This is a genomic window from Rhodococcus sp. 2H158 (assembly GCF_053764755.1).
Map to the genome: position 1 here is coordinate 224,503 of NZ_JBSNCE010000006.1, position 15,317 is coordinate 239,819.

Genomic DNA, 15,317 nt, shown 5'->3' on the forward strand with positions numbered 1-15,317 from the left:
TCGCCGCGATCGGCCTGATTTCACGCACTAACGATATGAGCCAACTCGGGAGCCGTTAGTGTGCCATTTTCCGAACACGCACCGCTGCTACCTGCACAGATGGCAAGATCACCCTAAAAATCGGGCTTACCTGGTGCAGGTCAGGTGCAGCCTCTTTCTCGGATGTGCGGGGATCGGATATGCACCTCGACCATCCGGTCGGATGTGGTCGACCCCGGGGGTAGATGCCTACGGGCGGATCTCAGCCCTCGTCGTACTTCTCCCAGAAGCGCGCCCGCAACCGATACCTGCTGTCCTCGTCCAGGTCGTAGTGCTGCATCGCGACGGACGCGTCGAGCAGCAGGGCCCGGTCGATCTCCCGCGGGATCGAGGGCCTGGCCCGGTCGAGCTCGAGTTTCTCGTCAGCGGTGGCGCTTTCCCGGAACGAGGCCAGCACCCGCGTCACCACTTCGTCGATCGCGTGGTTGTCCTCGGCCTTGTCGTTGTGGTCGTAGCCCGGCAGCATCTGAGCGGGGGACCCGGTGGTGCTGCTGTAGGCGAGCACACTGGTCCGGCGCGGGGCCGACGAGGCGTGTACCCGCGCCGCCACGTCCAGAGGGGTCCGGCCAGCCGGCTGGGCCGCCGGGATCGCGGCGGGCTTCGGCGTCGGTGGCGTGGGAATCGGTGCGGGCACCGGTTGCCGGTCGACCTTGAGCACCGTGTCATCGACGACTCCGCCGTCGATGATGTCGAGCTCGTCGGCAGCGCGGATCAGGTGCCGACTGACCCCGTGCGAGGTGCCCACCGCGGTCGGGACGGCGAGCAGCACGACTTGAACTCCGTGAACCTGAGCCTCTTCGACGGCTTCGGTCAGGTCATCGTCGCCGGAGACGAGGAAGAACACATCCGATGCTCCGTTGCGGGCGTGGGCCACCAAGTCCAGGCCGATGCGCAGGTCCACGCCCTTCTGCTCGCCGTTGACGCCGAAACGGCCGAGACGAAGCTTGACCTTGGAGAGCTCACCGATGCGTTCTTGCTGCGCGTCGGGGATGCCGTTGCGGGCCGAGTCGTACCAATACACCCGCAACACCGGCAGACCCGACCGGTCCTGCGCAGTGTCCACCAGCGAGCTGATCAACGTGGAGTAGTCCACGTGAATCCCGCTGCGCAGCGACGTGCCGGTCACGCGAGTTGCAGCCGAGGCAAGCAGATATCCGGCATCGATGTAGAGCGAGCAGGTCGACCGCATGTGCTCACTATGGCATGCACGAACGACAGGGACGACACACCCCGTGACACGCCCAAGCGCTCATTTTGGGCTCTTCGCAGTCGGTAGGGCCATCAGGACCCTTCTATGCCGCCATCCTTGTACTCGTGTCACTACAGCTTTCGTCTGGGGTTGAACCCCACCTTCTGCGTCGATCCCGATCCCGAGGCCCTGCGCCGCCTCCGATGTCGCAGCGGTTTCGGCCGTGCCGATCCGGCGTCCGGGCTCCCGACTGGGAATTGTTGCCGGGCAGCATGTAGTGGGGAGAGGTATTGCCTGCACACTCCGAACAAGGTGGATAATACCGGTTATTCATCAAAAGCGTTGTGCAGCAATGCGTGTGGATAATGACCTTAGTGGCAGATTCGCCCACTCCTTGTGCGGGGTTCGGATGCACCGAAGCCCTGGAACGAGACAGGGACATCTGCGCTCGTCGATCAGAGTGGACGTGCAAGACGCCCGCGTCGAACCGCCCCGTGACGGTGGTCGAGGATTCGGGGTTCGAGGTGAAATCGACCGCCGCCCGCAACGTGGATTTCTTGAGGTCGGAAGGGACGCGAGCAGAGGGGTGGCGTGACACATCGGTTGCGTCACGTGGTCGTCGATGACGTCGCGTGATGGGCGTACCAGTCGAGAAGTTCGAATTGGTCGACGGTGGCGGGGTCGGCAACGTCCGTAGGTTTGTGGCCGAGGAGAATTCGTTTGATCGGTACCTCGAGTTTCTTGCCGGTGCGGGTGTGGGGGATGCCGGGTGCAGTGATGATGTCGTCGGGGACGTGTCGGTTCGAGGCTTCGCTCCGCAGTCGGTGGCAGATGCGGTTCTTCATCTCGTCGTCGATCATCTGTCCCGGGGCCGGAACGACGAACATGGGCATCCAATAGCTTCCGTCGGGTCGTTCGACGCCGATGACCAGGGCTTCGGTGATTTCCGGCAGGTTCTCGACGATGTCGTAGATGTCGGCGCTGCCGATGCGGATGCCGTTGCGGTTGAGGGTGGCGTCGGAGCGACCGTGCACGGTGATGCCTCGAGCGGTGGTGATGGTCACCCAGTCCCCGTGCCGCCATACCCCGGGGTAGGTGTCGAAGTAGGCCTCTCGGTATTTGCGCTGGTCCGGGTCGTTCCACAGGACCACGGGCATCGACGGCAGGGGTGCGGTGACGACGAGTTCGCCGACCGCATCGCGAACGGGGGCGCCGGTGTCGTCGAAGGCGTCGACGGCGACACCGAGCCAGGGACACGAGAGCTGGCCCGGCCAGGTCGCCACAGTGGGGGCCCCGCCGAGAAAGGCGGTGACCACGTCGGTGCCGCCGGTGATGGACACGGCGGGGATGTCGGCGCCGACGTGCGTGGCGATCCAGTGGGCAGATGCTGCCGGGAAGGGGGCGCCGGTGACACCGACGGTGCGCAGCATGGTCAGGTCGTGTGCGTCGCGGGGTGTGCAGGCTCCCTTTTCGCAGGCGAGGACGTAGCCGGGACTGGTGCCGAGCACGGTGGTGCTCGTCTGTGCTGTGATGCGCCAGATGGTATCGACGTGTCGATGGGTGGGGCTGCCGGCGTAGCAGACGATGCTGGCGCCGAGTAGCAATGCGGACAGTTGGAAGTTCCACATCATCCACGACGGTGTCGTGTACCAGAACAGGCGGTCGGTGTGGGCGAGGTCGAAGTGCAGCGCCAGTGCTTTGAGGTGCTCGAGGAGCACGCCGCCGTGCCCGTGGACAAGCCCTTTGGGTTGGCCGGTGGTGCCGGAGGAGAACACCACCCACAGCGGATGGTCGAACGGCACCGGTTCGGTCGACAGGAGTGCGGAGGCGTCGGCGGTGGCCTCGCTCCAGGACAGGTAGTGGGGGTCGTCGGGAAGACCGGTATCGCGGTCCACCAGGAGAGTGCGTTGAACCGAGGGTAGGAGCCTGCGAAGTTCCTCGACGGCCTGTCGTTTGTCGTGGCGCCGGCCACCGTAGTGGTAGCCCGTGGCGGCGACGAGAACGCGGGGTTCGAGCTGGGCGAAGCGGTGCGCCGCCCCGACCGGTGCGTAGTCCTGCCCGCAAGCGGCCCACACTGCCCCCAGGCTGGCGGTGGCGAGGAAGGCGGTGACCGTCTCGGCGGTGTTCGGCAGGTATCCGACGACTCGGTCGCCGCGGTCGACACCGAGGTTGCGCAGTGTCTGGGCCAACGCCGCCACCCGGGTGCGCAGCTCGCCGAAGGTCAGCGTGAGGGGCGTGTCGGTGTCTTCGTCGACCTCGACGACGGCGGGCCGGTCCGGATCGGAGTGCCGGAACAGGTACTCGACATAGTTCAGTTCGATCTCGGGGAACCAGTGCACCTCGGGCATGCGGTCTCCTGCGAGCGCCGGTCCGGTGCCGCGGTCACCGACGTCGAAGTAGTCCCAGATCGCCATCCAGAATTGCTCGACGTGCTCGACACTCCACCGCCACAGCGCCGCGTAGTCGGTGGTGACGGAGATGTCGGCCCGTTGGTGCCGGCAGAGCCAGGCGGCGAAGTCGGTGATGCGGGCGTCGGCGATCTGCCTCGCGGTGGGGGTCCACACGGGGTCGGCCATGGTGTGTCCTTCGTGCGGTGCGTTCAGGGGCGGGCGGCTGCGATCGGCCGTGCCGGATCGGTCGCCGTGGTGTGGGCGATGTCGGATTCGATGAGTGCGTCGATCTGGTCGGGGCTGTACCCGAGACCGGCGAGAATGCGCCGGGTGTCGGCGCCGCGGTCGCGGGGAGGAACCCGCACACTGCCCGGGGTACGGCTGAGTTTGATCGGTACCCCGGTGGCGCGGTAGCCATCCTTGTCCACGACCATCTGTCGGTGCCGCACGTGCGGGTCGCGCAGGGCTTCGGCGACATCGTGCAGCGCGGATGCGGGCACCCCCCGGGCGAGAAGCTCGTCGGCCAACCGGTGCCGTTCGAGCAGGCCGATCTTCTGGGCGAGCAGGGGGCGCAGCTCGGTGACGTTGGTGACGCGGTCGGCGTTGGTGGCGAACCGCGGGTCGTCGGCGATGCCGGGGATCTCCAGTAGGGACGCGAGGTGGCGGAACTGGCGGTCGTTGCCGGCACCGATGAAGATTTTTCCGTCCGCGGCGTCGAAGGTGTCGTAGGGGGCGATGGTGGGGTGCGCCGACCCTGTGCGTTGGGGGATGCGACCGTCGGCCAGATGGGCCGGCGAGTGCGGGTGCAGCAGGGAGATCGCGGTGTCGATCAGTGTGCAGTCCACCAGCTGACCTATGCCGGTGCGGTGACGGTCCTGAAGGGCGAGCAGGATTCCGGAGAAGGCGTAGATACCGGTGACCATGTCGACGATCGGCACTCCGACGCGCAGAGCCGGCCCGTCGGCTTCGCCGTTGATGCTCATCAGTCCGCTGTAGGCCTGCACGACCGCGTCGTATCCGGGCATGGCACCCATGGGTCCATCCGTGCCGAAGCCGGTGATGCGGCATTGGATCAGATGGGGGTATTGCTCGCGCAGCAGCTGGTCGGGATAGCCCCACTTGGCCAAGGTGCCGGCCTTGAAGTTCTCCACGAGGACGTCGGCGTCGGCGAGCAGGTCCGCGAGCACTCGTTGACCTTCGTCGGTGCGCAGGTCGAGACAGATGTTGGACTTGTTCCGGTTGACACCGCCGAAGTAGGCGCTCATGGTGTCGCTGACGAACGGCGGTCCCCAGGTGCGGGTTTCGTCTCCGTTGGGGGGTTCGACCTTGATGACCTCGGCGCCGTGGTCGGCGAGCATCTGGGTGCACAGGGGTCCGGCGAGCACTCGGGACAGATCGAGCACACGCAGACCGGCGAGGCTTCCGGTGGCCGGGGGTTCGGTGGTGAGCACAGTGGTAACCGTCCGATCGTGGTCGGTAGGACTGATGGTCAGTAGGACTTGGGCAGGCCGAGGACGTGGTTGGACACGTAGTTCATGACCATTTCCTGGCTGACGGGGGCCAGACGCAGGATGCGCGATTCCCGGAAGTAGCGCTCGACGTGGTACTCACGGGCATACCCCATGCCGCCGTGTGTCTGGATGGCTTGATCGGCAGTCGTGAAGCCGGCGTCGGCGCACAACCACTTGGCCATGTTCGCCTCCCGCCCGCACGGCAGGCCCTGGTCGTAGCGCCAGGCCGCGTTGCGGGCCATCAATTCGGCGGCGTCGAGGCGGGTCACCGCCTCGGCGAGGGGGAAGGCGATGCCCTGGTTCTGCCCGATGGGACGGTCGAACACGACCCGGTCCTTGGCGTACTGCACGGCCTTCTCGAGAGCGGCGCGGCCGATGCCGAGGGCCTCGTGGGCGAGCAGGATGCGTTCGGGGTTGAGGCCGTCGAGCAGGTACTTGAAACCCTGGCCCTCCTCGCCGATGCGGGCGCTGTCCGGGACGAAGTAGTCGTCGATGAAGACCTCGTAGGAGGAGACGGCGTTGCGCCCCATCTTCGGAATGGCGTTGAGGTGCACGTGCTGCGGGTCGATGTCGATCAGGAACAGCGACATGCCGTCGGTGGCGCGCTGCACCTGCTCGCGCTTGGTGGTGCGGGCGATGAGCACCATCTTCTGGGAGTCACCGGCCTTGGTGATCCACACCTTGCGGCCGTTGAGGATATAACCGCCGTCGACGCGCTTGGCGAAGGTGGAGATGCGGGTGGTGTCGGTGCCGGCGTTCGGTTCGGTGACACCGAAGCACACGTGCAGCGACCCGTCCGCGGCGGCGGGGAGAATCTGCTGGCGGAGTTCCTCGCTGCCGTGCTTGACGATGGTGTTGAGCCCGAAGATGGTCAGGTGCATGGTGCTACAGCCGTTCATGCCGGCACCGGAGGCGGCGATCTCTTCGAGCAGCAGCGATGCTTCGAAGATACCCAGACCACCGCCGCCGTACTGTTCGGGAATGGCGATGCCGAGCCAGCCGCTCTTGGCGAACGTCTCGTAGAACTCCCAGGGGAACTCGCCCTTCTCGTCGCGTTCGGCCCAGTACTCGTCGGAGAAGCTGCGGGCGAGTTCGCGGGCGCCGGCGCGCAGTTCCTGCTGTTCGGGGGTCAGTTCGAAGTGCATGAGGTGGTCCTTTCGAGGATGGTGCGGGCGTGGGCGGTCAGGGGGCCGTCGATCATCTGATCGCCGAGCCGGAAGACGCCGCCGGTGGAGGCTTCGGGGTGGGAGAGGACCGACTGGGCCCAGCGGATCTGGTCGTCGGTGGGATGGAATGTCTTCCGAATCACCGAGACGTGCCCGGGATGGATGCAGGCCTTGGCCCGGAACCCCATGTCGGCGGCCTCGACCGATTCGCGGCGTAACCCCGCGAGGTCGGAGATGTCGATGTGGACGGCATCGATGGCGGCCTTGCCTTCGGCGGCGGCAGCGAACAGGACGGTGGTGCGAACATGTTCGATCATCGCGCGGTACCGGCCGTCGGGCCCGCGGCTGGAGCGTCCCCCGATGTCCGCGACCAGGTCTTCCCCGCCCCACATCAGGGCCGCGCAGTTCGCTTCCGCCGCCAGCCGGGGAGCCGCCATGACCCCGGCCACCGTCTCACACAAGGCGATCACGTCGAATCCGTGCAGCGTACGAAGCTGTTCGACCCGGGATGCCTTGGGCAGCATCACGGTGCGTACCCCGGCGGCGCGCATGGCGGCGACATCGTCGTCGAACCACGGGGTACCGGCGGCGTTGATCCGCACGACGGCGCGGTCGGGTACCGCCGCTGCCGCCGCAGCGACCTGGTCACGCGCCGCGGCCTTGCGATCCGGGCCGAGGGCATCTTCGAGGTCGAAGACGACCACGTCGGCGCGGCCCAAGGCCTTGTCGAACCGGTCCGCGCGATCCCCCGGGCAGAACAGCAGGGCCGGTCCCTGCGCGAGGATGCTCATCGCTGCTCCGGGGGAAGACGGCGCATCATCGCAGTGCGGCGGGCTTCGGCGACGACCTCGTCGCGTTGGTTACGGGCAATGTGCAGGAATTCGACGATCCCGGCGCCGGGCCGCGACTTCGACTCCCGCTTGCTCAGCACGGTCGTCTCGGCGTACAGGGTGTCCCCGGCCAGGACCGGCGTCGGGAAGACGATGTGGCCGAAGCCGAGATTGGCCACGGTCGTCTCCTGGGTCAGTTGCGCCACGCTGAGCCCGATCAACGTCGAGAGGGTGAACATGCTGTTGACCAGCCGCTCCCCGAACTCGGTCCGTGCCGAGGCCGCCGCGTCCAGATGCAGGCTCTGCGGGTTCATCGTCAGTGTCGAGAACAGCGTGTTGTCCGACGCTTCGACGGTGCGGCCGGGGCTGTGGCGGTAGATCACCTCGGGATCGAGTTCCTCGAAGTACAGACCGCGCTGGTGGATGCATACCTTCATTTTGTTCCTAAATATGAACATTGTCGCCTTATATATGGACAAGCCGAGTGTTGCGTGAGGCCTGCCACATTGTCAAACCGGCCGAGGGTGCCGATACGCCGCGTAGCCCGGACCTCACTCGTGGACTTGACGTGACGTGGCCCACTCCTTAGCATTCGCTTCAGGTTCATACATGAGAACTTAATGTTCATAAATATGAACACCGTGGATGTGCCGGCCACATGTTGCCGCTTCCCAGCGCAATCTTCGGCCCGATTTCGAGTACCGCGCGTTCAACCGCAACCATGGACCACAGAAAAGGACCCCGCCACATGACCGAGCAGATGACCCCACCCAGTACCGCGACCCCACCACCGAAGACGCACAAGTCCGTCGGTCCCGCCGTGGTGGTCGGATCGGCACTCGAATGGTTCGACTTCTACCTCTACGCCTCGATGGCGGCTCTGGTATTCGGCCCGGTCTTCTTCCCCTCGGAGAACTCGACGACCGGCACTCTCGCCGCCGTCGCCACCTTCGCGGTCGGATTCCTGGCACGTCCCTTCGGCGGCATGATCTTCGGCGTCCTCGGCGACAAGATCGGCCGCAAGGCAGTGCTGTCGATCACCTTTCTGCTCATGGGGATCTCCTCCGGCCTCATCGGCCTGATCCCCTCGTACGCGTCGATCGGTATCGCCGCCCCGATCCTGTTGGTGGCCTTGCGCATCGCCCAGGGTCTCGGTGCCGGCGCGGAGTTCGGCAGCGCGATCGCGGTGTCCTACGAGCACGCCGACAAGGAGTCTCGGGGCCGGCTGGGCTCGTGGCCGGCGCTGGGCGTGAACATCGGGTTGCTCGTGTCCTCGCTGACGGTGGCAATCCTGACCAGCTTCAGTGACGAGTTCCTCTACAGCTGGGGCTGGCGCATCCCGTTCATCGCCAGCTTCGCCCTCGTCGGCCTCGGCTTCTGGGTGCGACGGAAGTTGCCCGAGACCCCGGATTTCGAACGCCTGGCCGCCCAGGAGAAGAAGCTCGAGAAGTCACGGCCGATGCGCGATCTGTTCAAGTCCGACTGGCGTGGCCTCATGGTCGTGATGGCCATCACGATCGGATACAACGGTGTCAGCTACGTCTTCAAGACCTTCTCGTTGTCCTATCTGACCGAATTCCGCGATGTCGCTGCCAACATCGGGGCCTTCGGCATCACCCTCGCGAGCGCTGTGGCCATCGTCACCGTGCCGATCGCAGGTCGCATCTGCGACCTCGTCGACTCCCGGCGAGTGATCTTGTTCGGCGCAGCGGGCACCGCCGTCCTCGCCTTCCCCTTCTTCTGGCTCCTCGACACCGGACGTCCGGTCTACATCTGGGCAGCACTGATCCTGGCCACCGGCATCGCCGTCCCCGCCATGCTCGCTGCCTCCGGATCCTTCCTCGCCCGCCAATTCCCCACCGAGGTCCGTGCTTCCGGACTGGGTACCGGCCGCGAGGTCGGCGGCGCCTTCGCCGGTGGTCTCGCTCCGCTGGCAGCCCTGACCATGGTCACCATGTCCTCGACCAATGCGACCTGGGGAGTATCCCTGCTCTTCATCGTCGGCGCGATCCTCATCGCCGGCGGTTCCCTGTTCGACCAACAACGCAACATCGACCGCCGCGCCGACACCGCCTGACACCGGAGCCGATGCGTCCGGCCGCTTCCCCCATGGCCACGGCCGGACGCATCAGTTGGTGCGCGGCACGTCCTGATGGCGCGGCAGCCCGGTCCGGACGTGAACGCACGCGCCCGCGGGGCCGAACCGGCGCCCGCCGCGCCAGGACGCGGGCGCAACCGAGGAAACCGGAGAGTCGACACGCCATGCCCGTGGGAAAAGCACCCGAGCTCCTCCGGTCGATGGCCGCCGCCGCTGCCATGGCCACCGTCGGGGCCATCCCGGTCTACCTGCTCAGCGCCCAGTCGGTCCTCATCCGCCGGGACCTCGACTTCGACGAGGCCCGGTTCGGGTTCACCGTCAGCGGCTTCTTCGCGGCCGCGGCACTCACCGCGCTGTTCGCAGGATCGTTCCTCGACCGACTCGGTCGACGCCGCAGCACGGTGCTGGCCGGTGTCACGGCATGCACAGGCGGAGCCGGGGTGGCCCTGGTCGCGCACTCCTATCCGATCCTCACCCTCACACTCGTCGTCCTCGGCGTCGCCAACGCCGTCCTGCAGATCACCGCCAACCTCTCCCTGGCCGGAACCATCCCGGTTCATCGCCAAGGCCTGGGCTTCGCGGTGAAGCAATCCGCCGTTCCCCTGGCCGTCCTGATCGGGGGACTCTCGGTGCCCACGATCGGAACGCTGATCGGTTGGCGGTGGACGTTCGCCTTCACCGCCATCGTGGCCACACTGCTGACACTGACGGGACTGCGCAGCCGACCCAGCCACGCCCCGGCTGCGGCGACTACCCACGATCCGCAACGCCCACCACGAACAGCGCTGGTGCTGGCATCCTGCGGCATGGGGATGGCCAGCATGGCAGTCAACTCACTCGGGGCCTTCGTCGCCTCCTGGGGATTCCAACTCGGGATCAGCCCGGCCCAAGCCGGTTACCTCATGGCAGGCGGCAGCTGCCTGTCCATCTGCGCCCGGCTCGTCAGCGGTCAACGCGCAGATCGCCGCAACGGCGGCAACCTCACCGTCGTCATCAGGCAGATCATCCTCGGAGCCTGCGGCTTCCTGATCCTGGCCATCGACACCGTGCCCACCTTCTGGGCCGCAGCGATCCTCACCTTCTCGATCGGCTGGGCCTGGCCGGGACTACTAATCTTCGCCATCGTGCGGATCGGGCGCGACGCGCCCGGCGTCGCCTCGGGGGCACTGCAAGCCGGGGCCTTCGCCGGAGGCGCGGCAGGCCCGGCACTGTTCGGGCTGATCGTCTCGTACGCCGACTACCCCACCGCCTGGTGCACCTGCACCGCGGCCATGCTGATCGCCGCTGCCCTGCTGACCGCGGCGCGCCGATCCTTCCGACACGATCTGCGAACACGACCGTTGGCACGCTCCGCCGATACCGTCCACTGACACGGAGAGAATGATCGCCATGACCACGTCCACGTCTGCAGTTCACAGCGCAGCGACCACGCACTTCGCCTCCCGCGACCTCACACAGCCGGACGGTATCGTGAACCGACCGACGAGCCGAAAGATGAAAACAACAGTGTCGATGCCGGGTGACGCGAAAGAACATCGCACAGTCTCTCGTGTCACCACCATCCTCGAACTCGTTGCTCGCAGTGAGAACGGGAGCCGCTTCGCCGACATCACCGCGGCAATCGATGCTCCCCGCTCCTCGGTCCACGTCCTCGTCAAAGGCCTGGTCGCCAACGGCTACCTGCACGAGGAGGGCGGCAGGTACACCATCGGTTCGGCCGTCCGCGCCCTACTTGCAGCACCGACAGTGCCCATCGACAGCGCCGCCCGGCCCGGCATGGAAGCACTACACCACAAGTTCAACGAAACGGTGATGCTCTCCTTCCTCGTCGGAGATGCCGTCGTCTACACCGATGTCATCGAATCGACCCAGATGATCCGCTACTCCGCCCCGCTGCGCACCCGCCGACCGCTCTACCCCACCAGCTCCGGAAAATGCTTCCTCGCGTACGCCGGCGAAACGTTCCGTGAAAACTATCTCGCAGCGCACATTCCGGACGAGGACATGCGAGAGCAGGTCCGCGCCGAACTCCGCACGATCGCAGACGAAGGTGTCGCCATCAACCGAGGACAAACCCTCCCCGACGTCAGCGGTGTCTCCGTGCCCATCTTCGGCAACGGACACCTTCTCGCGGTCCTCGCCATCGCCGGCCCCACCACCCGAATCGCCGACCGACTCGACGAGTTCGCCGCGGCCGCCAAGGAAGAAGCGCATCACATATCAGCCCGGCTCACCGGGAGTGGACAGAGTTAGCGAACGCACGTCGACGACCGCCACGAACGGCGAAATGCTGCTCCGGCAACTCCTATTCACTCCTTCGCCGTGGAGTCCGCACGACAGACAGATCTCCCACACCAACCCCTAGTGGTCAACTCCCTGCCGGCATATCCGAAACCGCCCTGCCCCCGGAACGGGCTGACCCGACTGATCCAACAGATCGTCGGGGTGGGTGGACCGTGTCGACCGGATGCTCGAGATCGTCGTCGGTCAGGTGGTGGATTCGTGCCGCGGCGGAAGGGTGTCCGGGAACTCGTAGGAGCAGCCGATCTCGTCGAGCGTCGGTACGCCGGGAACGTCCCGGAACCACGACACGCACGCCTCGGCTGCGAGTGCGATGTCGCGGGTGAACAGGTACCCGTCGGTGCAGTCGTCGAAAGGGTCGTCGAAAAGCCACCGGTCCAGGTCCAGGGCGTCGACCGCATGGGTGTCGAATCGCAGCCGGTCGAGCACCGCCCGGGAGCGACGCACCATCAGCACCCCGTCGGCGAGCACGTGCATCTGCGCGCACACCACCGGCTCGTCCACATTGTCGTGGTCGTCGTCGAAGTGCACGTAGTCACTCGGTCCGAGGTCGATGATCAGCCCCACCGGCTGGCCGGTGAACGATTCGACGAGCCAGTCGCTCATCCCGTCCCACGTGGTGATCTCCGGTACGTCGGTACTGTCGGCCACGGGCGCTCTCCTTCGGGTGCGTACGGCGGGCGTCACGGTCACACTATCGCCGCCCACCGACAACGCCGCCGGCGCGCCGGCACCGCCGACCGGACCGTGCATCTGCGCTCGCGCCGCACCTCGTTCCCACGAGAGACTGCGCCGATTTAACACGAAAACCCCTGCGGCACAATCGGTCACGAACGACGATAAGCGTGATTATGTCAAGTAACGGATCGGAGAACTACCCGGCCGGGACGGAAGACGGTGCCGAGGTGGTCGACGCCCTGCGCCGCGAGCCCGGCCGCGGTTCCCGGCCAGTGCGTATCCAGTGCGCCCGCACCGGCGAGGCGGATGACCGAGCGCAACGCGATCGCGCCGATCACGTTCGACAGCTGCCCTATGGGCCCCCTACGCGGGCGCCGGTGCCTCATGTGTCGGTGGCAGGGAGGTCGCGAGTGGGGTCGCCCCGCGGCGGTGGTGCCGGCCCCACACCGCCGGAGAGGCGATGATGCTCCGATGAGCCCCTTCGCGCACGAACCCCACGCGGACGAGGACGAGCCGCTGCTGATGGTGACCGTCCACACCGACGGCCCGGTCACGGTGCTCCGCGTCCGCGGCGACCTCGACATGCTCACCGCGCCGAGTCTGCGCACCGCCGCCCGCGACGTTCTGACCGGCGAACCCGCCGCCGTGGTCGTCGATGTGACCGAGGTGACGTTCCTCGCCTCGGTCGGCATCGGGGCGCTGCTCGACCTCTGCCGACAGCTCGCCCCGAGCCGTCCGTTCGCCGTGGCTGCGAGCGGAGCCGCCACCGCCCGACCCCTGGCGTTTGCTGGGGCTGTCCGAAATCCTGCACGTCACCCCGGACCTGTCCACCGCCATAGCGCACGTCTGTGCCAGGCTCGGCCCCCGGGTGATATCCACCGGCCCAGCCGAACCGGCTCGAACCCGGCCGGGTCGACCGACGGCGATCGCGCAGCCGGGACAGCGGAAATGAGGTCACGCTCGAAGAGCGGGATGGCCGCGGCCGACCACCTCTCGGACCCGTCGATGACCAGACCCGGACCCAGGGGTAGAGAATTCGCCGACCTGCTCGTGGTCGTCGCTGGCGATGCACCGACGATCCGGGGCCCGGTCGTCTCCGACAGGGCAGGCGCGTACCTTCACCGGCTTGCCGCACACCGTGCACCGCTCACCCGAGGTCACCCACATCTCCTCGATCGAGGACCTCTACAAGATCGGTTTCACGACGGGATCCGTCGAGAAGCGGATTGTGCACGCCGCTGACCAGCCGACCTACCTCATGGCTCCCGTCGAGGTTGTCGCGACTTACCGCACGTACAACATGAAGACATCCGTCCTGGAGCACCTGCTGCATCGTGTCTTCAGCGACGTCAAGCTCAGTATCGAACAGGTAGGGAAGGACAGCCGGGTCTACGTTCCGTCCGAATGGTACGTAGCGCCCCTGGATGCCATCGACGAGGCGATCAGCATGATCGGGTCGGGCGACATCGTGAACTACGAGTACAGCGCGGAGCGGAGACGTCTTGAACTCCGGTAAGCAGCGAGAGGGCACCCGTTCGGAGAAGGCCAGCTACGCTGGCCGCTCGTCTTTGGATTGTGCTGGATTCAAGAGCGAGATATCGCCGCTCACAAGAGGATTGATGATACCGTCAAGGACATAGGATTCGCACCATCGCATGCGTTGTTCCAGCCCGAAGCGCGCCATAGGGCGCGATGCGCCTCGCGCCCACTCGGTGACGTCCAGCACGTTGCTCGTCGCATTCGAATAGTCAATGTGATCGCGAATCTGCATTTCGCTCCAGCCGAGTGGAGCCTTGAACTCAAGGATCGGTGTAGGCTCAGATTCTTCAATCGGGATGGCGTGGGGCGGGTCAGGCACCAGCGATCGAACCAACTGCAATGGTTCAGCCAGGCCGACGCGAATGTTCACAACGTGCGCGGCGAGGGCGTGCCCGCGCCGGTGTCGATCGATCATGGCGAGCCTGTTCAGCCACCACAGGGCGTTCGACATATGGTCAGGTTCTGCGTTGAACGGTTGTATGTGACGGAGCAGGCGGAAGGTGTCATCCGACAGCGCCTTCATCCGGCCACGATGATCCCTGCTGTCGAACTTCTCGGCCTCGGTGAAAATCGGAAAGTAGATGCCCGACTCAGCTGGCGGCGGATTCTTCCCGCTGTCTCGGACCGCGAGATGGTAGGCGAGTCCGTCCAGTGCCGACCGCAGCTCGTACAGCCATTCTCCGAACAACGTGCTGAGGCGGGTCGGCATGGGGTACACAGTCTTGATCACGAAAAACCAGGAGTCGTCGCTGGCTGGGACGGCGCCGAGCTGACGCGGCTTCGTACCCAGGTATTCATTCCAAACGTGGCCGATCTCAGCGCGGAGTTCACCCGCACGGTCGACGCGGTCACGGAGGATTTCGACTGGCCAGTCGTCGACGGTCACAGCGACTCTAGGATCGCACGGAGGAACGGGGCGTCCTCCCCCTGGACAGCGTCTGGCAACTCTGCGAAGGGCACACTGGATTCGTGCTGTCTGCCTTGCATCGACATCCAGGCTGTCCATGCATCGTGGACATCCTCCAGAGTCGTTTCCGGCCCCTTCACCCTGGCGAGCACCGCGTACATGAGAAGCAGGGGGTACGGGTCGTCCGGCAGGATGTCGGCTGACAGATTGTTCTTGATCCGCTCAGCGATCTGCTCGATGTAGTTCACGGTCACCGCCAATTCACGTAGATCGCCAACGTTGCGTACAGCACTGCGAAGAGCAGCGGGACCAGCCTCTCGATCTGGCCGAGCTCTGCATAGCGTTTGCGCCAGCTACTCACCGGGTCTTGCTTGAGGTGCTCCCATTCGTCCTTGAAGAGATGGATCTGCAGATGCTCCGCTTCAAGCTGGTTGATGACCGCGAACTTCGCGCTGTTGAGGTCACGATACGAACGGAGCAGCATCCACCACGAGCACGCGATGAGGACGCCGGCGATCGCGGCAAGAGTGAGGACGAATCGGTGATGAGGCTCATCGAAAGTGCTCAACTGTGCCCGGTGGAAGTGCCCACCCGTGAGCAGGGTTCACTGTAGCGGTTGCCGGGTGCCGGTGGTGGCCTGCCGGAGCTTTTCGGCTCGGGCGTGGTGAT

15 protein-coding genes are annotated in these 15,317 nt (G+C 65.9%); 5 read left to right on the top strand and 10 right to left on the bottom strand.

What is annotated here, in order from left to right; all coding sequences use genetic code 11:
• Positions 1–241: 241 nt before the first annotated feature.
• The 6 genes from ACWPOB_RS08090 to ACWPOB_RS08115 form a co-directional block, all read right to left on the bottom strand.
• Positions 242–1,228, bottom strand: a complete 987-nt coding sequence (locus tag ACWPOB_RS08090) for an NYN domain-containing protein (protein WP_455400475.1) — start codon at positions 1,226–1,228, stop codon at positions 242–244.
• Between the two features lie 608 nt (positions 1,229–1,836).
• Positions 1,837–3,804 carry an acetoacetate--CoA ligase gene (locus tag ACWPOB_RS08095; RefSeq protein ID WP_455400476.1) on the bottom strand — a complete coding sequence of 656 codons (1,968 nt, stop codon included), beginning with the start codon at positions 3,802–3,804 and terminating at the stop codon, positions 1,837–1,839.
• Positions 3,805–3,827: 23 nt separating this feature from the next.
• A complete protein-coding gene (locus ACWPOB_RS08100; RefSeq protein ID WP_455400477.1) occupies positions 3,828–5,069 on the bottom strand; it encodes a CaiB/BaiF CoA transferase family protein in 1,242 nt (413 codons plus the stop codon).
• A gap of 38 nt (positions 5,070–5,107) precedes the next feature.
• Positions 5,108–6,274, bottom strand: a complete 1,167-nt coding sequence (locus ACWPOB_RS08105) for an acyl-CoA dehydrogenase family protein (RefSeq protein ID WP_455400478.1) — start codon at positions 6,272–6,274, stop codon at positions 5,108–5,110.
• Complete coding sequence (locus ACWPOB_RS08110) at positions 6,259–7,086, bottom strand: HpcH/HpaI aldolase/citrate lyase family protein (protein ID WP_165039545.1); 828 nt, start codon at positions 7,084–7,086, stop codon at positions 6,259–6,261. Before ACWPOB_RS08110 ends, ACWPOB_RS08105 begins: the two co-directional genes overlap by 16 nt.
• Positions 7,083–7,562: a MaoC family dehydratase gene (locus ACWPOB_RS08115; protein ID WP_165039546.1), complete on the bottom strand. Its 480-nt coding sequence runs from the start codon at positions 7,560–7,562 to the stop codon at positions 7,083–7,085. Before ACWPOB_RS08115 ends, ACWPOB_RS08110 begins: the two co-directional genes overlap by 4 nt.
• A 311-nt stretch (positions 7,563–7,873) precedes the next feature.
• On the opposite strand from ACWPOB_RS08115, the gene ACWPOB_RS08120 reads away from it, so the two are divergent.
• The 3 genes from ACWPOB_RS08120 to ACWPOB_RS08130 all read left to right on the top strand — a co-directional run bounded on the left by ACWPOB_RS08120 (position 7,874) and on the right by ACWPOB_RS08130 (position 11,476).
• Complete coding sequence (locus ACWPOB_RS08120; protein WP_455400479.1) at positions 7,874–9,202, top strand: MFS transporter; 1,329 nt, start codon at positions 7,874–7,876, stop codon at positions 9,200–9,202.
• 185 nt (positions 9,203–9,387) lie between these two features.
• Positions 9,388–10,593, top strand: coding sequence for an MFS transporter (locus ACWPOB_RS08125; RefSeq protein WP_455400480.1), 1,206 nt, complete (start codon positions 9,388–9,390; stop codon positions 10,591–10,593).
• A gap of 124 nt (positions 10,594–10,717) precedes the next feature.
• Positions 10,718–11,476, top strand: coding sequence for an IclR family transcriptional regulator (locus ACWPOB_RS08130; protein WP_455400481.1), 759 nt, complete (start codon positions 10,718–10,720; stop codon positions 11,474–11,476).
• A gap of 234 nt (positions 11,477–11,710) precedes the next feature.
• Here the strand turns inward: ACWPOB_RS08130 and ACWPOB_RS08135 are convergent, their stop codons facing one another.
• On the bottom strand, positions 11,711–12,175 hold the full coding sequence (locus ACWPOB_RS08135; RefSeq protein WP_455400482.1) for a hypothetical protein: 465 nt from the start codon (positions 12,173–12,175) through the stop codon (positions 11,711–11,713).
• A gap of 609 nt (positions 12,176–12,784) precedes the next feature.
• On the opposite strand from ACWPOB_RS08135, the gene ACWPOB_RS08140 reads away from it, so the two are divergent.
• A complete protein-coding gene (locus ACWPOB_RS08140; protein ID WP_455400499.1) occupies positions 12,785–13,444 on the top strand; it encodes an STAS domain-containing protein in 660 nt (219 codons plus the stop codon).
• Positions 13,329–13,718, top strand: coding sequence for a GIY-YIG nuclease family protein (locus ACWPOB_RS08145; protein WP_455400483.1), 390 nt, complete (start codon positions 13,329–13,331; stop codon positions 13,716–13,718). Before ACWPOB_RS08140 ends, ACWPOB_RS08145 begins: the two co-directional genes overlap by 116 nt.
• 33 nt (positions 13,719–13,751) lie before the next feature.
• Here ACWPOB_RS08145 and ACWPOB_RS08150 read toward each other — a convergent pair whose 3' ends face one another.
• Genes ACWPOB_RS08150 through ACWPOB_RS08160 form a run of 3 tightly spaced genes read right to left on the bottom strand, consistent with a single transcriptional unit; the run spans position 13,752 to position 15,216 of the window.
• On the bottom strand, positions 13,752–14,627 hold the full coding sequence (locus ACWPOB_RS08150) for a hypothetical protein (protein ID WP_455400484.1): 876 nt from the start codon (positions 14,625–14,627) through the stop codon (positions 13,752–13,754).
• Positions 14,624–14,902 carry a DUF7701 domain-containing protein gene (locus tag ACWPOB_RS08155; RefSeq protein ID WP_455400485.1) on the bottom strand — a complete coding sequence of 93 codons (279 nt, stop codon included), beginning with the start codon at positions 14,900–14,902 and terminating at the stop codon, positions 14,624–14,626. Before ACWPOB_RS08155 ends, ACWPOB_RS08150 begins: the two co-directional genes overlap by 4 nt.
• A complete protein-coding gene (locus ACWPOB_RS08160) occupies positions 14,899–15,216 on the bottom strand; it encodes a RipA family octameric membrane protein (protein ID WP_455400486.1) in 318 nt (105 codons plus the stop codon). Before ACWPOB_RS08160 ends, ACWPOB_RS08155 begins: the two co-directional genes overlap by 4 nt.
• Positions 15,217–15,317: the final 101 nt, after the last annotated feature.